At 60.5% G+C, this 22436-nt stretch carries 18 protein-coding genes; 11 read left to right on the plus strand and 7 right to left on the minus strand.

The genetic code is table 11. The features are described from left to right. Positions 1–160: 160 nt before the first annotated feature. Entirely contained in the window at positions 161–2140 is a 1980-nt protein-coding gene (mnmC, locus tag CAG47_RS11070; protein WP_085724899.1) for a bifunctional tRNA (5-methylaminomethyl-2-thiouridine)(34)-methyltransferase MnmD/FAD-dependent 5-carboxymethylaminomethyl-2-thiouridine(34) oxidoreductase MnmC, read from the minus strand. Positions 2141–2428: 288 nt separating this feature from the next. Between mnmC and pap the strand changes: the two genes are divergently transcribed. The 3 genes from pap to CAG47_RS11085 all read left to right on the plus strand — a co-directional run bounded on the left by pap (position 2429) and on the right by CAG47_RS11085 (position 6447). Then, entirely contained in the window at positions 2429–3943 is a 1515-nt protein-coding gene (gene pap, locus CAG47_RS11075; RefSeq protein ID WP_085724900.1) for a polyphosphate:AMP phosphotransferase, read from the plus strand. 111 nt (positions 3944–4054) lie between these two features. Continuing rightward, entirely contained in the window at positions 4055–5239 is a 1185-nt protein-coding gene (locus tag CAG47_RS11080) for a thiolase family protein (protein ID WP_085724901.1), read from the plus strand. Between the two features lie 248 nt (positions 5240–5487). After that, the gene (locus CAG47_RS11085) at positions 5488–6447 is read left to right on the plus strand and encodes a DMT family transporter (RefSeq protein ID WP_085724902.1); all 960 of its coding nucleotides are present in this window, start codon (positions 5488–5490) and stop codon (positions 6445–6447) included. 99 nt (positions 6448–6546) lie between these two features. On the opposite strand, the gene CAG47_RS11090 is transcribed toward CAG47_RS11085, so the two are convergent. Next, positions 6547–7941, minus strand: a complete 1395-nt coding sequence (locus CAG47_RS11090) for a class II fumarate hydratase (protein WP_085724903.1) — start codon at positions 7939–7941, stop codon at positions 6547–6549. Positions 7942–8133: 192 nt separating this feature from the next. On the opposite strand from CAG47_RS11090, the gene CAG47_RS11095 reads away from it, so the two are divergent. From CAG47_RS11095 to CAG47_RS11125, 7 genes are all read left to right on the plus strand, one after another. Beyond that, positions 8134–8658 (plus strand): DUF2059 domain-containing protein, encoded by a 525-nt coding sequence (locus CAG47_RS11095; RefSeq protein WP_085724904.1) that lies wholly within the window; start codon positions 8134–8136, stop codon positions 8656–8658. A 12-nt stretch (positions 8659–8670) separates the two neighbouring features. Beyond that, the gene (locus tag CAG47_RS11100) at positions 8671–8982 is read left to right on the plus strand and encodes a BolA family transcriptional regulator (RefSeq protein ID WP_085724905.1); all 312 of its coding nucleotides are present in this window, start codon (positions 8671–8673) and stop codon (positions 8980–8982) included. Between the two features lie 165 nt (positions 8983–9147). After that, positions 9148–10089, plus strand: coding sequence for a rhodanese-related sulfurtransferase (locus CAG47_RS11105; protein WP_085724906.1), 942 nt, complete (start codon positions 9148–9150; stop codon positions 10087–10089). Between the two features lie 3 nt (positions 10090–10092). Continuing rightward, positions 10093–10728 carry a DsbA family protein gene (locus CAG47_RS11110; protein WP_085724907.1) on the plus strand — a complete coding sequence of 212 codons (636 nt, stop codon included), beginning with the start codon at positions 10093–10095 and terminating at the stop codon, positions 10726–10728. Then, positions 10721–12538 (plus strand): ABC transporter ATP-binding protein, encoded by a 1818-nt coding sequence (locus tag CAG47_RS11115; RefSeq protein WP_085724908.1) that lies wholly within the window; start codon positions 10721–10723, stop codon positions 12536–12538. The genes CAG47_RS11110 and CAG47_RS11115 overlap by 8 nt, the downstream gene beginning before the upstream one ends. Positions 12539–12763: 225 nt before the next feature. Next, positions 12764–15223 carry an EAL domain-containing protein gene (locus CAG47_RS11120; RefSeq protein ID WP_085724909.1) on the plus strand — a complete coding sequence of 820 codons (2460 nt, stop codon included), beginning with the start codon at positions 12764–12766 and terminating at the stop codon, positions 15221–15223. A 76-nt stretch (positions 15224–15299) separates the two neighbouring features. Further along, on the plus strand, positions 15300–16061 hold the full coding sequence (locus CAG47_RS11125) for a TenA family transcriptional regulator (protein ID WP_371917197.1): 762 nt from the start codon (positions 15300–15302) through the stop codon (positions 16059–16061). A 153-nt stretch (positions 16062–16214) separates the two neighbouring features. Here the strand turns inward: CAG47_RS11125 and CAG47_RS11130 are convergent, their stop codons facing one another. The 5 genes from CAG47_RS11130 to CAG47_RS11150 form a co-directional block, all read right to left on the minus strand. Further along, positions 16215–17141, minus strand: a complete 927-nt coding sequence (locus tag CAG47_RS11130; protein ID WP_085724911.1) for a GGDEF domain-containing protein — start codon at positions 17139–17141, stop codon at positions 16215–16217. Between the two features lie 370 nt (positions 17142–17511). Beyond that, positions 17512–18252: a YciK family oxidoreductase gene (locus CAG47_RS11135; RefSeq protein ID WP_085724912.1), complete on the minus strand. Its 741-nt coding sequence runs from the start codon at positions 18250–18252 to the stop codon at positions 17512–17514. A gap of 173 nt (positions 18253–18425) precedes the next feature. Next, positions 18426–19097 carry an N-acetylmuramic acid 6-phosphate phosphatase MupP gene (mupP, locus tag CAG47_RS11140; RefSeq protein ID WP_085724913.1) on the minus strand — a complete coding sequence of 224 codons (672 nt, stop codon included), beginning with the start codon at positions 19095–19097 and terminating at the stop codon, positions 18426–18428. Between the two features lie 4 nt (positions 19098–19101). Continuing rightward, complete coding sequence (gene ubiG / locus CAG47_RS11145; RefSeq protein WP_008017781.1) at positions 19102–19800, minus strand: bifunctional 2-polyprenyl-6-hydroxyphenol methylase/3-demethylubiquinol 3-O-methyltransferase UbiG; 699 nt, start codon at positions 19798–19800, stop codon at positions 19102–19104. 59 nt (positions 19801–19859) lie between these two features. Next, the gene (locus CAG47_RS11150; RefSeq protein WP_085724914.1) at positions 19860–21194 is read right to left on the minus strand and encodes a TRZ/ATZ family hydrolase; all 1335 of its coding nucleotides are present in this window, start codon (positions 21192–21194) and stop codon (positions 19860–19862) included. A gap of 108 nt (positions 21195–21302) precedes the next feature. Between CAG47_RS11150 and mtnA the strand changes: the two genes are divergently transcribed. Further along, entirely contained in the window at positions 21303–22379 is a 1077-nt protein-coding gene (gene mtnA, locus CAG47_RS11155) for an S-methyl-5-thioribose-1-phosphate isomerase (protein ID WP_085724915.1), read from the plus strand. Positions 22380–22436 lie beyond the last annotated feature (57 nt).

Here is a 22436-nt window from a genome sequence, read left to right on the forward strand (position 1 = left end):
GGTTTTTCCGTTGGGGAGGGTCGATCGATACCGCGCCAAAACGGCGGGTACTCAGAAAGTGACCCTCCTCGGCAAGGGGAGTTTTAGATCGATGAGTTATATGTGCGACAGACCACCGCCGAATCGCCCTCGGGAAGAGCGACTTCGGCTGTTGTATCGATTACTTGCCCCGGATCAGGCGCCGCAAGGCAAATCGATTGGGATGACAGGCCTCGGCCACGCTTCTGGGCAGCGGCAGGGGCTCATTGTCCAGCCAGGCCGCCAGCAGTTCTCCGGACAATGGCGCGGTGATCAGGCCACGAGAGCCGTGGCCGCTGTTGATGTACAAACCGTCAAGCCATGGGCATTCGACGTCTGGTACCTGCCGGGCATCCTTGCCCAGCGCGGCATAATCCCGAGTGAACGCCTGGCTGTCGGCCAAAGGGCCAACGATTGGCAAATAGTCAGGGCTGGTGCAACGAAACGCAGCACGACCCTGGAGGCTTTCGGGGTCCAGATGTTCGATCTCCAGACGCTCCACCAGATCGTGGGAAATCTCTTCGAGCATGGCCAGGTTGCCCAGGTGTTCGGCGGTGGTCGGCGTCAGGTCTTCGCTCTTGAAGTCGAAACTGGCCCCCAGCGTGTGTTCGCCCATACGGGCAGGGGCGACATAGCCTTCGGCACACACCACGGTGCTCAGGGCCTGGCTATGCGGGGTTTGCGCCAGTCGGGTGATTTGCCCGCGAATGCGTTTGAGCGGCAACTCGGCGCTCTCGGGGAAACGCTGGACTTCAGCTGCGCCGGCGAGCACCGCCACAGGTGCCTCGGCAAGCAAGCGTTCGCCGTCCCAGGCTTGCCACTGGCCCTCGACCCTGCGCAGTTCCAGCGCATCGTGGTGGGTGAGCAGTCGAATCCGTGGCTGCGCAGCCTGCCACTGACACAGCGCCGGTGGGTGAACCCAGCCGCCTTCGGGATAGAACAGGCCTCCGTGTGCCAACCCGATACCGGCCACGGCCTGTGCCCCGGGTTGATCCAGCAGGTGCAGCAAGTCCGCCGGAAACGCCGCGGCCAACTGCGCCTGACGCTCGGCTTCCCTGGCATTGAAAGCCAACTGCAACACACCGCAATCGTCCCAGTCGCGTCCCCGTTGCAAGTGTTCGAGCAGGCGTCGGGTGTAGCCGAATCCGCTGACGATCATTTGCGACAGCGCCGTGCCATGGGCGGACAACTTCAGGTAGAGCACGCCCTGTGGGTTGCCCGAGGCTTCCTGGGCGATGTCGTCGTGGCGCTCCAGCAACGTCACCTGCCAGCCCCGCGCAGCGAGGCTGGCGGCGCTGGCACAACCGGCCAGCCCGGCACCGATGACCAATGCCCGGCGTTCGCCGGTCAGTGCAGTCGGGCGGGCAAACCAGGGTTTGTCCGGCGCCGGGGCGGGCGTTTCCTGAGGCCAGCCGAGGAACTCGCCGCGCAGGATTTCCCATTTGTGGCCGATGCCGGGGGTACGTTTCATCTTGAAACCGGCGGCGTTGAGCAGGCGCCGCACCCAACCTGTGCTGGTGAAGGTACTGATGGATGCACCGGGAGCAGCCAGGCGAGCCAGTTCGGCGAACAGTTCGGCGGTCCACATGTCGGGGTTTTTCGCCGGAGCGAAACCGTCGAGGAACCAGGCGTCGATCCGGGCATCGAGTTGCGGCAGTTGCTCCAGTGCGTCGCCGATCAGCAGCGTCAGGGTCACGCGGCCGTTATCCAGCGTCAGGCGCTGAAAGCCCTGATGGATGGCCACGTATTGATCGAGCAGTTGATCGGCAAACGCCTTGAGTTCCGGCCACAGTGCCAGGGCGCGCTGCAAGTCGGTCGGGCTCAGGGGGTACTTCTCGACGCTGACGAAATGCAGACGCGCTCCAGCCGCCGCGTGTTGCTCGAACACCTGCCAGGCACACAGAAAATTCAGCCCGGTGCCAAACCCCGTTTCACCGATGACCAGCCGTCCGCCCTCGGGCAAGGCGGCAAAGCGTTCCGCCAGGCGGTTCTGTTCAATAAAGACATGGCGGGTTTCGTCCAGCCCCGACTTGTCGGAGAAATACACATCGTCGAACACTCGCGAATACGGGCGACCTTGGTCGTCCCAGTCGAGTTGGGCGTGGGGCAATACAGGTTTCATGGCAGGCTCGGCAACGGCAAGGCGGCCATTCTAGCCGATCGTTTGTGGCGAGGGGGCTTGTCGGATCGCCGCACCGTCCCGTTCGGCTGCGAAGCAGTCGTAAAACCAGCCAGCCGGATTTACCTGACAGACCCGGTTAGCTGATTTCAGGGCCGCTTCGCGACCCAACGGGACGGTGCGGCGATCCGACAAGCCCCCTCGCCACAGGAGTCCGCAACCCTCGGGAAAATCTCTGCGGGCCTTCAGTTCAATCCGCTAATCTTGCTCACATCTGCAAGGGAGCCGCTCATGTTTGAATCTGCCGAAATCGATCACGCCATCGACAAAGACACCTACGACGCCGAAGTCCCGGCCCTGCGCGAAGCGTTGCTCGAAGCGCAATTCGAATTGCAGCAGCAACGCCGCTTTCCGGTGATCATCTTGATCAACGGCATCGAAGGTGCCGGCAAGGGTGAGACGATCAAGGTGCTCAACGAATGGATGGACCCGCGCCTGATCGAGGTTCGCACGTTCGACCGGCAAACCGACGAAGAGCTGGCGCGGCCGCCGGCCTGGCGTTACTGGCGGATGCTGCCGGCCAAGGGTCGCATGGGGATTTTCTTCGGCAACTGGTACAGCCAGATGCTGCAGGGGCGGGTTCATGGTCAATTCAAGGATCCGCGGCTCGACCAGGCTATCAACGGTGCCGAGCGCCTGGAAAAGATGCTCTGTGACGAAGGTGCGCTGATCTTCAAGTTCTGGTTTCACCTGTCCAAGAAACAAATGAAGGCACGCCTCAAGGCGCTGGCCGACGACCCGCTGCACAGTTGGCGCATCAGTCCGCTGGACTGGCAGCAATCGCAAACCTACGACCGGTTCGTGAAGTATGGTGAGCGGGTGCTGCGCCGCACCAGCCGCGACTATGCGCCGTGGCATGTGATCGCCGGGGCGGATGCGCATTATCGCAATCTGGCCGTGGGGCGGATTCTGCTGGCGGGCCTGCAGGGTGCATTGAAGCGGCCGAAGATCCATCCGGAGAAGGTCAGCGCCGCGCCAGTGTTCCCCAGTGTCGATCAAGCGAACCTGATCGACAGTCTGGACCTGACCCTGCAGTTGGACAAAGAAGATTACGAAGAACAGCTGATCACCGAGCAGGCGCGGTTTTCCGGGTTGATGCGTGACAAGCGCATGCGCCGCCACGCGCTGGTGGCGGTGTTCGAGGGTAATGACGCGGCTGGCAAGGGCGGGGCGATCCGTCGGGTAGCGGCAGCGCTCGATCCACGCCAGTACAGCATCGTGCCGATTGCCGCGCCCACCGAGGAAGAACGGGCGCAACCGTATCTGTGGCGTTTCTGGCGGCATCTGCCGGCCCGCGGCAAGTTCACTGTGTTCGACCGCTCGTGGTATGGCCGGGTGTTGGTGGAGCGCATCGAAGGTTTTTGCAGCCCGGCAGATTGGCTGCGCGCGTACGGCGAGATCAACGATTTCGAGGAACAGTTGACCGATGCCCGGGTGATCGTGGTCAAGTTCTGGCTGTCTATCGACAAACAGACGCAACTGGAGCGCTTTGAGGCGCGCGAAAAGATCCCCTTCAAGCGCTTCAAGATCACCGATGACGACTGGCGCAACCGTGAAAAATGGGATGACTATCGCACGGCGGTCGGCGACATGGTCGACCGTACCAGCACCGAGATCGCGCCATGGACCCTGGTGGAGGCCAACGACAAGCGTTGGGCACGGGTCAAAGTGTTGCGCACCATCAACCGGGCACTGGAAGAAGCCTTTGAAAAGTCCGACCGGCAGGAGAGCAAGAAGAACAAGTAAAAGGACTGAAACGATGGTTACGCATACGCGAGGTGAATGATTGTCGCAGTCGGTGAAGCGCTGGACTTATGCTCGGTCCACTCTCAACCGATAACGACAATGAGGTATGCCATGCGTGAAGTGGTGATCGTCGACAGCGTGCGGACCGGCCTGGCCAAGTCCTTTCGCGGCAAATTCAACATGACCCGCCCGGACGACATGGCGGCACACTGTGTCGATGCTCTGCTGGCGCGCACCGGTATCGATCCGGCGAGCGTCGAGGATTGCATCGTTGGCGCCGGTTCCAACGAAGGCGCCCAGGGTTTCAATATCGGTCGTAACGTCGCGGTGTTGTCGCGCCTGGGCATCGGTACGGCCGGCATGACCCTCAACCGGTTCTGTTCCTCGGGCTTGCAGGCGATCGCTATCGCCGCCAACCAGATCGCTTCGGGTTGCAGCGATATCATCGTCGCCGGCGGTGTCGAGTCCATCAGCCTGACCATGAAAAGCGTCAACACCGACAACCTGATCAACCCACTGCTCAAGGAGCAGGTGCCGGGCATCTACTTCCCGATGGGCCAGACCGCCGAGGTCGTCGCCCGTCGTTACCAGGTCAGCCGCGAAGAACAGGACCTGTATGCGCTGCAAAGCCAGCAGCGTACCGCAGAGGCTCAGGCCGCCGGACTGTTCGCTGATGAAATCGTGCCGATGACGGTGAAGTACCGCGTTGAAGACAAGGCGACCGGTCAGGTACGGATTCTCGACGGCATCGTCGACCGCGATGACTGCAACCGTCCGGACACCACCCTGGAAAGCCTGGCCGGGTTGAAGCCGGTGTTCGCCGAAGATGGCTCGGTCACGGCCGGCAACTCGTCGCAGCTGTCTGACGGCGCGTCCATGACCCTGGTGATGAGCCTGGAAAAAGCGCTGGAACTGGGGCTCAAGCCGAAAGCGTTCTTCCGCGGTTTTACCGTAGCCGGTTGCGCGCCGGACGAGATGGGGATCGGGCCGGTGTTTTCGGTACCGAAACTGCTCAAGGCCAAAGGCTTGCGCATTGATGACATAGACCTTTGGGAACTGAACGAGGCGTTCGCCTCGCAGTGCCTGTACAGCCGCAACCGCCTGGAAATCGACAATGCCCGGTACAACGTCAATGGTGGCTCGATTTCCATCGGTCATCCGTTCGGCATGACCGGCTCGCGCCAGGTCGGGCATCTCGTTCGTGAATTGCAGCGACGCAATCTGCGTTACGGCATTGTCACCATGTGCGTGGGGGGCGGGATGGGGGCAACCGGACTGTTTGAAGCGGTGCGTTGAGTCTCGATTAGTCTCGTTGTCAGTCAGATAGCTTTCGCGAGCAGGCTCGCTCCCACAAGGATCTGTTGTGCGACACAGATCCCATGTGGGAGCGAGCCTGCTCGCGATGGGCGCGCCACGGTCAAAAAACATCACCTGAAAATTACGACCTGCACAGTTTCATTCGCGGCCAGCCCATGACTGTGCCTGTGTGCACCACCGCTCCCGGCTTAGAATGACGGCTCCTGTCTGTTGGCGTTGGGGTTCACATGCATATTTCATCGGGTCGCTGGGTTTACGGTCTGTTCCTGGCCTTGCTGACCGCATTGTTGTGGGGAATCCTGCCGATCAAGCTCAAGCAGGTATTGCTGGTGATGGACCCGGTGACGGTCACCTGGTTTCGCCTGATGGTGTCCGGTGGCTGTCTGTTCATTTACCTGGCAGCCACCAGGCGCCTGCCCAGCCGCAAAGTGCTCGGTCCGCGCGGTGGCTGGCTGGTGCTGATGGCGGTGCTCGGCCTTGTCGGTAACTACGTGTTGTACTTGATGGGCCTGAACCTGCTCAGCGCCGGCACGGCGCAACTGGTGGTGCAGATGGGGCCGATCATGCTGCTGATCGCCAGCCTGTTTGTGTTCAAGGAACGTTTCAGCCTGGGGCAGGGGATTGGTTTGCTGGTGCTGCTCATCGGCTTCGCACTGTTTTTCAACCAGCGCTTGAGTGAGTTGCTCACATCACTGACCGACTACACCGCCGGCGTGCTGCTTGTTCTGCTGGCGTCCACGGTCTGGACCTTCTATGCCCTGGGGCAGAAGCAATTGCTGTCGGTGTGGAATTCGCTGCAGGTGATGATGGTGATCTACCTGTTTTGCGGGTTGCTGTTGACGCCGTGGGTGCATCCGCTTGAAGCGTTGCAGTTGAACCCGTTGCAGGGCTGGTTGCTGCTGGCGTGCTGCCTCAATACCCTGGTTGCCTATGGCGCGTTTGCCGAGGCCCTGGCCCATTGGGAAGCCTCCCGGGTCAGCGCGACGCTGGCCATCACGCCGCTGGTGACCTTTGCGGCTGTAGCCGTGGCGGCATGGCTGTGGCCCGACTATGTGCATGCCGAGACGATCAATGGTCTGGGTTATGGTGGTGCGGTACTGGTGGTGCTGGGGTCGGCGCTGGTGGCTTTGGGGCCTTCGTTGATTGCCGGATTGAAGGCCAGAAAAGCCAAAATGGTCGTTGGCTGAACCTATTCATCGCGCCCTTCGCGAGCAGGCTCGCTCCCACAGAGATCCCGTGTGGGAGCGAGCCTGCTCGCGAAGACGGACTTTCAATCACCGCAAAATTCAGCCCTTGGCCCCAGCCTCCAGCATATTCTCCGGCCTCACCCACGCATCGAACTCTTCGTCGGTCAGATACCCGAGCTGCAAGGCCGCCTCGCGCAGGGTCAGTCTTTCGCTGTAGGCCTTCTTGGCGATCTCCGCCGATTTGTCGTAGCCAATGTGCGGATTGAGCGCCGTCACCAGCATCAGGCCTCGTTCCAGGTGTTCAGCCATTTTTTCCGCATCCGGCTCCAGGCCGGCCACGCAGTGCTGCTGGAAGTTGCTGCAGCCATCACTGAGCAAACGAATCGACTGCAGCAGGTTATGGATGATCACCGGTTTGAACACGTTCAACTGCAAGTGGCCCTGACTGGCCGCAAAGCCGATGGCGACGTCATTGCCCAACACCTGGCAGGCCAGCATCGACAGCGCTTCGCACTGGGTCGGGTTGACCTTGCCCGGCATGATCGAGCTGCCCGGTTCATTGGCCGGCAGCTTGACCTCGGCGAAACCGGCGCGCGGACCGGAACCAAGCAGACGCAGGTCGTTGGCGATTTTCATCAGCGTCACGGCGAGGGTTTTCAGTGCGCCGGACAGTGTGGTCAACGGCTCATGGCCGGCCAGAGCGGCGAATTTGTTCGGCGCGGTGATAAAGGGCAAACCGGAGAGGGCGGCCAATTCGGCGGCGATGGCCTCACCGAAACCATGGGGTGAATTCAGTCCGGTGCCTACCGCTGTACCGCCCTGGGCCAGCTCGCAGACCGCGGGCAGTGCGCTGCGGATCGCCCGTTCGGCGTAATCGAGTTGCGCGATGAAGGCCGAGATTTCCTGACCGAAGCTGATCGGTGTCGCATCCATCATGTGGGTGCGACCGGTCTTGACCAGTTTCATATGACGCGCGGCCAGCTCGGCCAGTCCGCCGGACAGTTCGCTGATCGCCGGCAGCAAATGCTGTTGCACGGCCTGGACGGCCGCGATGTGCATGGCAGTGGGAAAGCAGTCGTTGGAACTCTGGGAGCGATTGACGTGATCGTTGGGGTGCACCGGGGACTTGCCGCCCCGGGGGTTGCCCGCCAGTTCGTTGGCGCGACCGGCGATCACTTCGTTGACGTTCATGTTGCTCTGGGTGCCGCTGCCGGTTTGCCAGACCACCAGCGGAAACTGGTCGTCGTGGTCACCGGCGAGCACTTCGTCGGCCGCCTGCTCGATCAGGCGGGCGATATCGGCGGGCACGTCGCCGTTGCGATCATTGACCCGCGCCGCGGCTTTCTTGATCAGCGCCAGGGCATGCAACACCGCCAGCGGCATGCGTTCGTCGCCGATGGCGAAGTTGATCAGCGAGCGTTGAGTCTGAGCGCCCCAATAGGCTTCATCCGGGACTTCAACCTGGCCGAGGCTGTCGGTTTCGATACGGCTCATCTTGCTCACTCCTGTAGGTCCGATTGCGCAGTTTAGGCCGTGGTCGACGGCCGGGGTTCCATTTGTCTCGATTTCAACCATTGAAGCCCTCTAAATCAGGTGCGACAAGGCTTGGGGTTGAGCGACACACTTTTTTAGGCGCAGAATGGACGCCCTTGGGGTCTTACCTCGCCAGCTAGAATAGGAAACTCGATGATTCGTCTTCGTGCCATCTGTACCGCCGTTGCTTTGGTCTGCGCCAGCGGCCAGGTTCTTGCCGACACCGCCAGCCATAACGCCAGTGCCGAGGCTTTCCTGACCATGGCGCACGCTGACAAGCTGGGCACCCCGGTGTACATGCAAGTACAGCAGATGTTTGCCCAGCGGTTTGAGCAGACCAAAGCCCCTGAGTCGAAAAAAGCCGTGCTGGAAACCTACCAGGCCAAGGCCAACGCCGCTCTGGACCAGGCCATTGGCTGGAACAAGCTGAAACCGGACATGGTCAAGCTCTACACCAGCAACTTCACCGAGTCCGAGCTCAAGGACCTGGTAGCGTTCTACCAGTCGCCACTGGGCAAGAAAGTCATGGAAAAAATGCCCCAGCTGACCCAGCAATCGGCCCAGATGACCCAGGCCAAGCTGGAAAGCGCAGTGCCGGTAGTCAACAAACTGCTGGCTGACATGACCGCCGAGCTGACGCCGAAAGACGCAGCTGCGCCGGCCAAGAAAAAGCCTTGAGCGGAGTTCGGTATGACCATGCAACAACGCATCGAATCGACGCTGGCCCTGCTTCAGCCCGAGCATCTGCAAGTGCTGGATGAGAGCCACATGCACAGCCGCGGTTTGCAGACGCACTTCAAGGCCGTGGTGGTCAGCGCGCAGTTCGATGGCCTGAGTCGGGTCAAGCGTCACCAGAAGGTCTACGGCACGCTCGGCGAGCTGATGGGCGAGTTCCATGCGTTGGCGTTGCATACCTACACGCCAGAGGAATGGGCACAGATCGACGCAGCTCCGGCCTCGCCGACCTGCGCCGGTGGAGAGAAGCAGCAAAGACAGCTATAAGCTGCAAGCTGCAAGTTCAACGCGCCTCCGCTCCAAACTTGCGGCTTGAAGCTTGCCGCTTGAAGCTGCATTTTTTGTTAGAATGCCCGACGCGCCGCTGACCCGGCGCGTTTTTTTTCGCATCCGGTTCACCCCTTACGAGGGTAGCCACCTGGAGATTCACCCATGACACAACAGATTGTCGTGGCGGCACTGTATAAGTTCGTCACCCTGGAAGATTACGTCGCCCTGCGCGAGCCATTGCTGCAAGCGATGGTCGACAACGGCATCAAGGGCACCCTGCTGATTGCCGAAGAAGGCATCAACGGCACCGTGTCCGGTAGCCGCGAAGGCATCGACGGCCTGCTGGGCTGGCTCAGGAACGACCCGCGCATGGTCGACATCGACCACAAAGAGTCGTACTGCGACGAGCAGCCGTTCTACCGCACCAAGGTCAAGCTCAAGAAAGAAATCGTCACGTTGGGCGTTGAAGGTGTGGACCCGAACAAAAAGGTCGGCACCTATGTCGATCCGCAAGACTGGAACGCGCTGATCAGCGATCCGGAAGTACTGTTGATCGACACCCGTAACGATTACGAAGTCTCGATCGGTACCTTCGAAGGCGCCATCGACCCGAAAACCACCAGTTTTCGCGAATTTCCCGACTACATCAAAGCCAACTTCGATCCGGCCGTGCACAAGAAGGTCGCGATGTTCTGTACCGGCGGCATTCGTTGCGAGAAGGCGTCGAGCTACATGCTCAGCGAGGGTTTTGATGAGGTTTACCACCTCAAGGGCGGCATCCTGAAGTACCTCGAAGAGGTGCCGCAGGAAGAAACCAAATGGCAGGGCGATTGCTTCGTGTTCGATAACCGCGTGACGGTTCGCCATGACCTGAGCGAGGGCGACTACGACCAATGTCATGCCTGCCGCACGCCGGTCAGTGTGGAAGACCGTGCGTCCGAGCATTATGTGGCCGGCATCAGTTGCCCGCATTGCTGGGATAAGCTGAGCGAGAAGACCCGTCGCAGTGCCATCGACCGGCAGAAGCAGATCGAACTGGCCAAGGCTCGCAACCAGCCTCATCCGATCGGCTACAACTATAAGCAAGCATCCACTGAGGCCTGAACCATGTCTGCGCGCCTGCTCTATGTGATGGACCCGATGTGTTCCTGGTGCTGGGGGTTTGCCCCGGTGGCCAATGCACTGGTCGAGCAGGCACACGCCGCAGGTGTGGACGTGCACTTGATCGTGGGTGGCCTGCGCACCGGCAGCGGTGCCGCGCTGGAACCGAGTACCCGGCGCTACATCCTTGAGCACTGGCAGGCGGTTACCGAAGCCACGGGCCAACCCTTCAAGCTTGAAGGCGCGCTACCCGACGGCTTTGTCTACGACACCGAGCCTGCCTGCCGGGCGCTGGTGACGGCGCGCGGACTGGCGCCGGATTGTGCCTGGAAACTGCTCGGGCTGATTCAGCGTGCCTTTTACACTGAAGGTCGCGATGTCACGCGCGCCAGTGTCCTGGTGGAGCTGGCAGAGCAGGCCGGTCTTCCGCGAATCGAGTTCGCCGCCGCGTTCGACCGTGCCGATACGCACGCCGCGACATCTGCCGACTTCACCTGGGTCCAGGACCTGGGCATCGCCGGTTTCCCCACCCTGCTGGCCGAGCGTAACGGCCAAGTGGCGCTGTTGACCAATGGCTATCAGCCTTTGAGCCAGTTGTCCCCGCTGCTCGGCCGCTGGCTGGAGCGTGCCGCCTGTGCATGACCTGCCCGATGACGTCGCTGCCGCCAAACAGGTCGACCATCTGAGCTGGGCGGAAATACGTCGCCTGGCACTGCATCACAAGCACTCCCTGTGGATCGCCAACGGCGTGGCCGTACTGGCGACCTTGTGCAGCGTGCCGATTCCCTTGCTCCTGCCATTGCTGGTTGACGAGGTGCTGCTGGGACACGGTGATGCCGCGTTGAAGTTCATGAATCACGTGCTGCCCGAAGGTTGGCAGAAAGCCGCGGGCTATATCGGCCTGATGTTGTTGGTGACCTTGACCCTGCGGTGTACAGCGTTGATGTTCAACGTAGTGCAGGCGAAATTGTTCGCCGGGCTGGCCAAGGACATCGTCTACCGCATTCGCATGCGCCTGATCCAACGGCTCAAGCGTATCTCGCTGGGTGAATACGAAAGCCTTGGCAGCGGCACCGTGACCACACATCTGGTCACCGACCTGGACACACTGGACAAATTCGTCGGTGAAACCCTCAGCCGTTTCCTCGTGGCCATGCTGACCCTGGTCGGCACGGCGGGCATCCTGATGTGGATGCACTGGAAACTGGCCTTGCTGATTCTGCTGTTCAACCCGCTGGTGATCTACGCCACGGTGCAGTTGGGCAAGCGGGTCAAGCATCTGAAGAAACTCGAAAACGACAGCACTTCGCGCTTCACCCAGGCGCTGACCGAAACCCTGGATGCCATCCAGGAAGTTCGCGCCGGCAACCGCCAGGGTTTTTTCCTCGGTCGCTTGGGGCAACGCGCCCGAGACGTGCGTGACTATGCAGTGAGTTCGCAATGGAAAACCGATGCGTCGAACCGGGCCAGCGGCTTGCTGTTCCAGTTCGGCATCGATATTTTCCGGGCCGCGGCCATGCTTACGGTGTTGTTTTCCGACCTGTCCATCGGCCAGATGCTCGCGGTGTTCAGCTACCTGTGGTTCATGATCGGTCCGGTCGAACAGCTGCTGAACCTGCAATATGCCTACTACGCTGCCGGCGGTGCGCTGTCGCGGATCAACGAGCTGCTGTCCCGGGCCGATGAACCCGAATACCCGGGTGGAGCCGACCCGTTCATCGGTCGCGAGACGGTCGGGCTGGAAGTGCAAGGGTTGAGCTTCGGTTACGGCGATGAACTGGTCCTGAACCAGATGAACCTGTCCATCGCCCCCGGCGAAAAGGTCGCGATCGTCGGCGCCAGTGGCGGTGGCAAAAGCACGCTGGTGCAACTGCTGCTGGGCTTGTACACACCGTTGGCCGGGACCATTCGCTTTGGCGGTTCGACCCAGCAAGAGATTGGCCTGGAAACCCTGCGGGAAAATGTTGCCGTGGTCCTGCAACACCCGGCGCTGTTCAACGACACCATTCGGGCCAACCTGACCATGGGCCGTGAGCGCAGTGACGAGGCTTGCTGGAAGGCACTGGAAATCGCCCAATTGCATGGCACCGTCCGGGATTTGCCCAGTGGCCTGGACAGCATTGTCGGGCGCTCCGGCGTGCGTTTGTCCGGCGGTCAGCGTCAACGCCTGGCCATCGCGCGGATGGTGCTGGCCGAACCGAAAGTGGTGATTCTCGACGAAGCCACCTCGGCACTGGATGCCGCCACCGAATACAACCTGCACCAGGCCCTGGCGCGGTTCCTGAGCAACCGCACCACGCTGATCATCGCCCACCGACTGTCGGCCGTGAAACAGGCTGACCGGGTGCTGGTGTTCGACGGCGGGCAAATCGCCGAGGATGGCGACCACCAGCAGCTGATTGCCGATGGTGGTTTGTACGCCAAGCTTTATGGGCATTTGCAGCAGTTGTAGGTAGCTTCCACAACACTTGAAACGCGTTTTGCCCCGCCGTCGTAGCCGAACTCTTCGATCACGATGAACAATTGTCGCGTTCAATTGCGCGGTGTATTTTTCGAAAGCGGCAGACGGGCGGGACAATGCCGGTGTCGCGGCTTGCCGGGATTGAGATCGCCCCCTAGTCTACCTGTAGCGAACTCGTCCGGAACACGAGCAGGCAGTGCTAATACAAGGGATCTCATGAATCAAACGCGGACTCTCGGAACGCCACGGTTGCTGGGCATCGTCTGGCCTTTTATCGCCGTTGTGGTGTTTCAAGCCTTGTTGGGCGGCGTTAGCCTTTATGTGCTGTCGGCGGTTCGCGGCTATGTTGCCGGCGAAAGCCTCTGGTCCAAGGGCCAGAAAGATGCCATCTATTACCTAAACCTGTACGCCGACAGTGGCGACGAAGCGATTTTCCATAAGTACCAGCAGGCCATTTCCGTGCCTCAGGGCGGGCATGAGTTGCGTGTGGCGCTGGATCAGCAGCCGCCGAACATCGAGGCGGCGCGGTTGGCGATTCTCAAGGGTGGCAACCACCCGGACGACGTATCCAGCCTGATTTGGCTGTACCTCAACTTTCGTCACTTCAGTTACCTCGAAAAGGCCATCGACCTCTGGACCGTAGGTGATGCCTATCTGGTCCAGCTCGACGACGTTGCCAGGGACATGCATCAGCACATCACCGCCAGCCCGGCTTCCGGTGCGGATATACAACGTTGGAAGGAGCAGATTTTTGCCATCAACGACGGCGTGACACCGGCGGCAAAAGCGTTCAGCGATGCCTTGGGTGAAGGTTCGCGGGTGATTCTGCGTCTGCTGTTGGTGACCAACCTGGCTACCGCCCTGGGCCTGATTGCATTGGCCTTGATGCGCACCCATAAATTGCTCAAGCAGCGCCATGCCTTCGCCGATGCGCTGCAACTGGAGAAAGAACGGGCGCAGATCACCCTGCAATCGATTGGCGATGGAGTGATCACCACGGATGTTTCCGGGGCGATTGCCTACATGAATCCGGCGGCCGAGGCGTTGACCCACTGGAAGGCCGAGCAGGCGACAGGATTGCCGCTGGCGGCGCTGTTCAACCTGCTGGACGAAAATGCGCAGACCGATGGTTTCACCCTGATCGAGCATATTCTCAGCGGCCAGCTCAGTGGTGGCAGTGAGCACTCCAAACTGATTCAACGTCTGGACGGCAGTACGGTGTCGGTCACGCTGGTGGGCGCACCAATCCGCAATGCCGGCAAAGTCAGCGGGACGGTGCTGGTGCTGCATGACATGACCCAGGAGCGGCAATACATTGCCAATCTGTCGTGGCAGGCGACCCACGACGCCTTGACCGGCCTTGCCAACCGCCGCGAATTCGAATATCGCCTGGAGCAGGCGCTGCACAACCTGACCCGCCATTCGGGTCGCCATGCCCTGATGTTCCTCGATCTGGATCAGTTCAAGCTGGTCAACGATACCTGTGGCCACGCGGCGGGCGACGAACTGTTGCGGCATATCTGTGCCTTGTTGCAATCCGGGTTGCGCGAGGGCGATACCCTGGCGCGTTTGGGCGGCGACGAGTTCGGCATACTGCTGGAAAACTGCGCACCGGAAGCGGCGGAGAAAATTGCCGAGAGCCTGCGCCAGACTGTGCAGAATTTGCATTTTGTCTGGAAAGGCCGGCCATTCGTAACCACTGTCAGTATCGGACTGGTGCATGTTGCGCTGAATCCGACAACGCTCGAGGCCTCGCTGCGTGCAGCCGACATGGCGTGCTACATGGCCAAGGAAAAGGGCCGGAACCGGGTCCAGGTCTATCATCCGGATGACTCGGAGTTGTCCCTGCGCTTTGGCGAGATGGCCTGGGTGCAGCGTTTGCACATGGCGCTGGAGGAAGACCGCTTTTGCCTGTACGCCCAGGAAATTGCGCCCTTGGGCCATGTCCAGCAGGGCGGCGGGCACATTGAAATTCTGCTGCGATTGCATGATGAAGCGGGGCGGATGATCTTTCCCGACAGCTTCATTCCGGCTGCCGAGCGTTATGGCCTGATGAGCTCGCTCGATCGTTGGGTTGTGCAGAACGTGTTCAAGGTCATTGCCCAATGCCGGGCCGAACAGGACCAGGGGCCTCTGGCCATGTGTGCGATCAATCTGTCAGGCGCGACGATCGGGGATGAGGCGTTCCTGGACTTCCTGCGCGAACAGTTTGTGACGTATTCGATTCCGCCTGAAATGATTTGTTTTGAAATTACTGAAACCAGTGCTATTTCAAATCTTGGCAGCGCCATTCGATTCATTAATGAACTCAAAGGCTTAGGATGTCATTTTTCACTGGATGACTTTTGTGCCGGAATGTCCTCATTCGCGTATTTGAAACATTTGCCTGTAGACTTCCTGAAGATCGACGGGAGTTTCGTAAAGGATATGCTGGACGACCCGATTAACCGCGCGATGGTCGAAGTGATCAATCACATCGGTCATGTCATGGGTAAGCGCACGATTGCCGAGTTTGTCGAGACGCCACAGATCGAGCAGGCATTGCTGGAGATCGGGGTGGATTACGCTCAAGGGTATGTGATTGAACGCCCGCATCTGTTTACCTCTGACAGCCTGTTAAGTCGTCCCGCCAGGCCCCAGCCGCTGTTGTTCAAGGCCCCTGGTACGTTCCGTTGAAACTCCTGCCGGTCTTACAATCACAATCAAAAGGAGCTCGACAGTGATCGACACATTCAACCGAACCGGACCGCTCATGGAAGCTGCAAGTTACCCGGCATGGGCCCAGCGCCTGATCCAGGATTGCAGCGAGAGCAAGCGCCGGGTTGTCGAACACGAACTGTACCAACGCATGCGAGACAACAAGCTCAGTGCGAAGACCATGCGCCAGTACCTGATCGGTGGCTGGCCGGTGGTCGAACAGTTCGCGTTGTATATGGCACAAAACCTGACCAAGACCCGCTTTGCCCGCCATCCCGGCGAAGACATGGCCCGTCGCTGGCTGATGCGCAACATCCGCGTCGAACTGAACCACGCCGACTACTGGGTACACTGGAGCCGTGCTCACGGTGTCAGCCTGGAAGACTTGCAGGCGCAGCAGGTTGCACCAGAGCTTCACGCCTTGAGCCATTGGTGCTGGCACACCAGTTCAGCCGACTCGCTGATCGTTGCGATTGCCGCTACCAACTACGCCATCGAAGGCGCGACCGGGGAGTGGTCGGCGGTCGTTTGTTCCAATGGTATCTACGCCGCCTCGTTCCCCGAGGAAGATCGCAAGCGAGCGATGAAATGGCTGAAGATGCATGCCCAGTACGACGATGCTCACCCGTGGGAAGCCCTGGAAATCATCTGCACGTTGGCGGGCACCAACCCGAGCAAATCCTTGCAGATGGAGTTGCGACAGGCTGTGTGCAAGAGCTACGACTACATGTACCTGTTTCTCGAGCGTTGCATGCAATTGGAGCACGCCGAGCGGGCGCCGGTCGTTCGTGAGCGGATGGCGCTGGCCGAAGGCTGATTCCATTGCCGCTTGAAAAACGATAGTGGGAGCGAGCCTGCTCGCGAATACGGACTGCCAGTCAACATCATCGTTGAAGGTCAGATCCTATTCGCGAGCAGGTCGAATCGTCGCACCGTCGCTCCCACATTGGTCTGTATTGTGGCTGAAAGATCAGCCCGCCATTTCCAGCCGGTTGCGACCTTCGCGCTTGGCCACATACAACGCGCTGTCCGCACGTCGCAACAGGCTGTCGGCAGACTCGCCGGGCAACAGGGTCGAACAGCCGAGGCTTACCGTCAGCAGGATCGTATGACCATCGACTAGGTACTCTTCAGACTGTACTGCACACCGTAGCCGCTCACCGACCATGGCCGCGGCCTCGCGACAGGTATTGGACAGCAGTATCAGGAACTCTTCACCGCCATAGCGGAACACCATGTCGACGTTGCGCAGTTGGTTTTTGATCGAGACGGCGACTGCCTTGAGCGTGTCATCGCCAGTGCTGTGGCCATGGGTGTCGTTGACTTGCTTGAAATGATCGATGTCCAGCATCAGCACCGATAACGGTTGCAGGTGGCGCCGGGACAGCTCGATTTCCCTTTGCAGCGTCTGTTCCATGGCGATGCGGTTACCGGTACCCGTCAGCGGGTCGCGCAGCGCGCTTTGGGTGGCGGTACGGTAAAGCAGCGCGTTGCGCATCGGGAACAGCAGCGCGGCCAGCAGTGATTCGAGATTGCCCTGTTCCTGTTCGCTGAAGCGCTGATTGCGGCGGAAAGTCAGCTCGCCCAGGTGTTCGCCTTCGTGGCTGAGGCTGTAACTGATGGAATGGTGGCCGCGCTGGCCGAACTCCAGGCGCAGATCACTGCTCTTGTGCAGGTAGCACAAGGCGTCCAATGGCACCATTCGCTGAATCTCGCGATAGAACGTCCCAAGAATGCGTTGCGGCTCCAGACTGGTTTGCAGTTGCAGGCTCAATTGCTGGCGCAATTGCGCAAGACTGACAGGTCTTTCCAGAAGGAGGGGCTGCTGACCGAAGCCCAGGCGCTGCAATTTGGCGCTATCGAAGTCAATTGCGTTGGTCTGGGAAGGTGGTTTCATCAGGCGTGCGCCCCTAAGCATTAAGGCTGTCTTACAAGCAGGGTGAGAGCGGCTTAGGGCTGCGCGTCATACTGGTCCATCAGTCCCGTAGGACATTTCGTACAAGTTTAATCTGCTTTGTAGAAGATGAGTAACCACTGCACTCGAGCTTCACCCGGTCCGCTTTCACGCTTGCGTGTCTGAGCAAACTTGGAGCGAAAGTCATGCCATTTGGTTCATTTGAACAAAAACAGAATTAAATCAAGTGGTTGTTGTTTGTCTGCTACCGGCAGGGCAGGGTGTGTGACGTTTGTTTGACAGGTATCTGTCGCAGATTTGAGTGCCGCGGCGGGAAGCCGGCGCGGCACCGAAAAAGCGACGTACGGTCGCGTTACTGGGCGTTGAACGCCTGGCCATTGATGCCGGTGCTGTCGGGGCCCATCAGGTAAAGGTAGACCGGCATGATCTCCTCGGGCGTCGGGTTGTTCAGCGGATTTTCACCCGGGTAAGCCTGTGCGCGCATGCTGGTGCGGGTGGCGCCCGGGTTGATGCTGTTGGAGCGTACCGGGGCTACGGTATCGACTTCGTCAGCCAGGGTTTGCATCAGGCCTTCAGTGGCGAATTTGGAGACGCCGTAGGCGCCCCAGTAAGCGCGCCCCTTGCGGCCGACACTGCTGGAAGTGAAGACCACCGAGGCGTCCTGCGACAGCTTGAGCAGCGGCAACAGGGTGCTGGTGAGCATGAACATGGCATTGACGTTGACTTGCATGACCCGCATGAAGTTTTCGCCGGAAAGCTGTTCGATCGGCGTGCGCGGACCGATGATCGAAGCGTTGTGCAGCAGGCCGTCGAGATGCCCGAATTCGCTTTCGATCATCGCCGCCAGCTCATCGTATTGATGGGGCAGGGCGGTTTCGAGGTTGAACGGGATCACCGCTGGTTGTGGATGGCCGGCGGCCTCGATTTCGTCGTAGACCTGGGACAGGTTGGCTTCCGTCTTGCCCAGCAGCAGCACGGTTGCGCCGTGGGCCGCGTAGGTTTTCGCCGCTGCGGCGCCGATGCCGCGTCCTGCGCCGGTGACCAGAATGACCCGATCCTTGAGCAGTTCGGGGCGGGCGGAATAATCAAACATAAAAACCTCACAAACAGAAGACAGACCGCGGCGCGGCCATTCGCGGGCAAGCCCGCTCCCACAAGGGTCGAGGGTGTACATGAATGTTGTAGCACCAGCCGGAACCTGTGGGAGCGGGCTTGCCCGCAAAGGCGTCAGCACCGACACCCAGATTCACAATTCAAAGCCGTGCCTCAGCAACTGCAAAGTGCGCTATCGAGCACCTTGCGCAACTCCAGCGGATGATCGACCACCACGTCCGCGCCCCAATGCCGCGGGTTATCGTTCGGGTGGATATAGCCAAAGGTCACCGCAGCCGTCTTGGTGCCGGCGTCGCGGCCCGATTCGATGTCGCGCAAGTCATCGCCTACGAACAGCACGCTGGCCGGGTCCAGGTCGAGCATCTTGCAGGCCAGGATCAGCGGCTCCGGATCCGGTTTGCTGTTTTTCACGTGATCCGGGCAGATCAGCAGTGCCGAGCGCTCGGCCAGCCCCAGCTGCTGCATGATCGGCTCGGCGAAGCGCAGCGGCTTGTTGGTGACCACGCCCCAGACCAGGTTGGCCTTTTCGATATCGGCAAGCAACTCAGGCATGCCGTCGAACAGCTTGCTGTGAACCGCGCAGCCGGCGAGGTAACGCTCCAGGAACTCCAGGCGCAACGCCTCGAAACCTGGCGATTCCGGGTCCATGGCGAAGGTCACGGCGACCATGGCCCTGGCGCCACCGGAAATTTCGTCGCGGATGTGCTTGTCGTTCATCGGTGGCATGCCGCGGTCGGCACGCATCGCCTGACAGATCGCAATGAAATCCGGCGCGGTGTCGAGCAGGGTGCCGTCCATGTCGAAAAGAACTGCTCTGATTGGCATCGGCTTACTCCTCGCGCAGGGTCTGGATCATGTAGTTGACGTCCACGTCGCTGGCCAGCTTGTAGTGCTTGGTCAGCGGGTTGTAGGTCAGGCCGATGATGTCCTTGACGGTCAGGCCAGCCATGCGGCTCCAGGCGCCGAGCTCGGAAGGGCGGATGAATTTCTTGAAGTCATGGGTGCCGCGCGGCAGCAGCTTCATGATGTATTCGGCACCGACGATGGCGAACAGGTACGCCTTCGGGTTGCGGTTGATGGTCGAGAAAAACACCTGGCCGCCGGGCTTGACCATGCGGAAGCAGGCGCGGATGACCGACGATGGGTCCGGCACGTGTTCAAGCATTTCCAGGCAGGTGACTACGTCGAATTGCTCGGGCATTTCCTCGGCCAGGGCTTCGGCGGTGATCTGCCGGTATTCGACGTTGACGCCCGACTCCAGCTGATGCAACTGGGCAACCGCCAGCGGCGCTTCGCCCATGTCGATACCCATGACGGTCGCGCCGCGTTGGGCCATGGCTTCGCTCAGGATGCCGCCGCCGCAACCGACGTCGAGAACCTTTTTGCCTGCCAGGTTGACCCGTTCGTCAATCCAGTTGACCCGCAGCGGGTTGATGTCGTGCAGCGGTTTGAATTCGCTTTCGCGGTCCCACCAGCGATGGGCCAGGGCCTCGAATTTGGCGATTTCGGCGTAGTCGACGTTGCTCATGGTTTTAAGTCCTCTGAAACTTGAAAAATCCTGTTGCCCCGGAATGCGTTCCAGGGTGCTTACGATTCGGTACGGCCGCTGATGCGCTGGCCCCAGGCCCGCGCGACAGTGCCAAGCTGTTGTTCATCCAGACGTGTCAGGCGGCGGTCGTCGAGCAGTTGCTTGCCCGCAACCCAAAGGTGTTTCACGCACTCCCGGCCGGTGGCGTATACAAGCTGCGAAACCGGGTCGTAGACCGGTTGCTGGGCCAGGCCGGAAAGGTCGAAAGCCACCATGTCCGCCGCCTTGCCGATTTCCAGTGAGCCGACGTCGGCCTCGATACCCAGCGCCCGGGCCCCGTTGAGAGTGGCCATGCGCAAGGCGCGATGGGCATCCAGCGCGGTGGCCGAGCCGGCGACAGCCTTGGCCAGCAAGGCAGCGGTGCGGGTTTCGCCGAGCAGGTCCAGGTCATTGTTGCTGGCCGCGCCATCGGTGCCGACCGCGACATTGACCCCGGCCTCCCACAAGCGCTCGACCGGGCAGAACCCGCTGGCCAGCTTCAGGTTCGATTCCGGGCAATGAATCACATTACTGTTGCTTTCTACCAGCAGTGCCAGGTCCTCCTCGCTGACCTGGGTCATGTGAACCGCCTGGAAGCGTGGGCCCAGCAAGCCGAGGCGCGCCAGGCGGGCCAGTGGGCGTTCGCCGCGCTGTTCGAGCGATTGCTGCACTTCGAAGGCGGTTTCATGCACGTGCATGTGGATCGAGGCGTCCAGTTCTTCGGCGATCACCCGGATTTTTTCCAGGTTTTCGTCGCCCACGGTATAGGGTGCATGGGGACCGAAGGTGATTTTGATGCGCTCGTGGTGCTTGAGATCGCCAAACAGTTCAACACCCTGACGAATGGCTTCGTCCGCGGTACCGGCCCCCGGGATAGGGAAGTCGAGGATCGGAATCGCGATCTGCGCGCGAATGCCGCTGTTGTGCACGCGCTCGCTGGCAACCTTCGGGAAGAAATACATGTCAGAGAAACAGGTGATGCCGCCTTTGATTTGCTCGGCAATCGCAAGGTCGGTGCCGTCGCGCACGAAGTCCTCGTCGACCCACTTGGCTTCGGCGGGCCAGATGTGGTTCTCCAGCCAGGTCATCAATGGCAGGTCGTCGGCCAGGCCGCGGAACAGAGTCATTGCCGCATGTCCGTGGGCATTGATCAGGCCGGGACTGAGCAGCATGTCGGGCAGTTCACGGATTTCGGTTGCTTTAAGCTTCAAGGCGGCGGAACGTGGCCCGATAAACACGATGCGTCCGTCATGGATGCCCACGCCATGTTCTTTGAGGACAACTCCGGCAGGTTCGACGGGTACCAGCCAGGTCGGCAGCAACAACAGGTCGAGCACAGCGGCAGTGTTCGGCATCGAGGGTGGGTTCCAGTGCTTTTGTAAAGGATGGCGAAGTATACCCGAGCGTCTTCGCGGGGGGATCGCTATAATCGTCGGCTTTTGTTCATGAGTGCGGGGTGTGGGATGCGCGATCGACTGTTGGCTGCGGAGAAGGTGAAGGCCATCGATTGGCGTGATGGCGCTCTCCATCTGCTGGATCAGCGTATTTTGCCATTCGAGGAAACCTGGATTGCCTACACCAGCGCCGCTGGCGTGGCCGAGGCCATTCGCTCGATGGTGGTGCGTGGGGCGCCGGCCATCGGCATCAGCGCCGCTTATGGCATCGTGCTCGCGGCTCGTGCCCGAATTGCCGAAGGCGGTGACTGGTATGCTGCGCTGGAAGAGGATTTCATGCTGTTGGCCGACTCCCGCCCGACCGCGGTCAACCTGTTCTGGGCGCTGGGCCGCATGCACGACCGGCTTGATCGCCTGAAAGACAATGCCAATCCGCTGGAAGTGCTGGAGGCCGAGGCCATCGCCATTCACGAAAGTGATCGCGAGGCCAACCTGACCATGGCGCAATTGGGTGTCGAGCTGATCCGCAAGCATCAGGGCAACGCCCAGGCGATCCTGACCCACTGCAACACCGGTGCGCTGGCCACGGGCGGCTTTGGCACGGCGCTGGGGGTGATTCGTGGTGCATTCATCGAGGGCATGGTCGAGCAGGTCTACGTCGACGAAACCCGCCCATGGCTGCAGGGCTCGCGACTGACCGCGTGGGAGCTGGCCAATGAGGGCATCCCCGCGACCCTCAATGTCGACTCCGCCGCGGCGCATATCATGAAGACCAAAGGCCCTACCTGGGTCATCGTCGGCGCGGACCGGATCACCGCCAATGGCGACGTGGCCAACAAGATCGGCACCTATCAACTGGCCGTCAACGCCATGCACCACGGCGTGCGTTTCATGGTGGTGGCGCCGAGTTCGACCATCGACATGAATCTGGCCAGTGGCGATGACATTCCGATTGAAGAGCGTGATGGTCGCGAGTTGCTGGAGGTCGGTGGCAAGCGCGTCGGGGCCGACGTCGATGCCTTTAACCCGGTGTTCGACGTGACGCCGGCGGACCTTATCGATGCGATCGTTACCGAAAAAGGCATCGTCGAGCGCCCGGATACAGCGAAAATGGCGCAGTTGATGTGCCGCAAGCGCCTGCATTAAAGGTATTCGGCGCCTGATAAATCGCCTTCGCGAGCAAGCCCGCTCCCACAGGTTTTG

Origin of the sequence: Pseudomonas sp. R37(2017) (assembly GCF_002113375.1) — a bacterium.
In the GTDB taxonomy this organism is placed as follows: Bacteria; Pseudomonadota; Gammaproteobacteria; order Pseudomonadales; family Pseudomonadaceae; genus Aquipseudomonas.

Coding starts and splice junctions, on each gene's coding strand:
- CAG47_RS11105 (WP_085724906.1), top strand. CDS start 9,148: ATGACACAACAGATTGTCGTGGCGGCACTGTATAAGTTCGTCACCCTG.
- CAG47_RS11135 (WP_085724912.1), bottom strand. CDS start 18,252: ATGTTTGATTATTCCGCCCGCCCCGAACTGCTCAAGGATCGGGTCATT.
- CAG47_RS11080 (WP_085724901.1), top strand. CDS start 4,055: ATGCGTGAAGTGGTGATCGTCGACAGCGTGCGGACCGGCCTGGCCAAG.
- CAG47_RS11150 (WP_085724914.1), bottom strand. CDS start 21,194: ATGCCGAACACTGCCGCTGTGCTCGACCTGTTGTTGCTGCCGACCTGG.
- CAG47_RS11130 (WP_085724911.1), bottom strand. CDS start 17,141: ATGAAACCACCTTCCCAGACCAACGCAATTGACTTCGATAGCGCCAAA.
- mtnA (WP_085724915.1), top strand. CDS start 21,303: ATGCGCGATCGACTGTTGGCTGCGGAGAAGGTGAAGGCCATCGATTGG.
- CAG47_RS11085 (WP_085724902.1), top strand. CDS start 5,488: ATGCATATTTCATCGGGTCGCTGGGTTTACGGTCTGTTCCTGGCCTTG.
- CAG47_RS11120 (WP_085724909.1), top strand. CDS start 12,764: ATGAATCAAACGCGGACTCTCGGAACGCCACGGTTGCTGGGCATCGTC.
- ubiG (WP_008017781.1), bottom strand. CDS start 19,800: ATGAGCAACGTCGACTACGCCGAAATCGCCAAATTCGAGGCCCTGGCC.
- CAG47_RS11110 (WP_085724907.1), top strand. CDS start 10,093: ATGTCTGCGCGCCTGCTCTATGTGATGGACCCGATGTGTTCCTGGTGC.
- mnmC (WP_085724899.1), bottom strand. CDS start 2,140: ATGAAACCTGTATTGCCCCACGCCCAACTCGACTGGGACGACCAAGGT.
- pap (WP_085724900.1), top strand. CDS start 2,429: ATGTTTGAATCTGCCGAAATCGATCACGCCATCGACAAAGACACCTAC.
- CAG47_RS11095 (WP_085724904.1), top strand. CDS start 8,134: ATGATTCGTCTTCGTGCCATCTGTACCGCCGTTGCTTTGGTCTGCGCC.
- CAG47_RS11100 (WP_085724905.1), top strand. CDS start 8,671: ATGACCATGCAACAACGCATCGAATCGACGCTGGCCCTGCTTCAGCCC.
- mupP (WP_085724913.1), bottom strand. CDS start 19,097: ATGCCAATCAGAGCAGTTCTTTTCGACATGGACGGCACCCTGCTCGAC.
- CAG47_RS11125 (WP_371917197.1), top strand. CDS start 15,300: ATGGAAGCTGCAAGTTACCCGGCATGGGCCCAGCGCCTGATCCAGGAT.
- CAG47_RS11090 (WP_085724903.1), bottom strand. CDS start 7,941: ATGAGCCGTATCGAAACCGACAGCCTCGGCCAGGTTGAAGTCCCGGAT.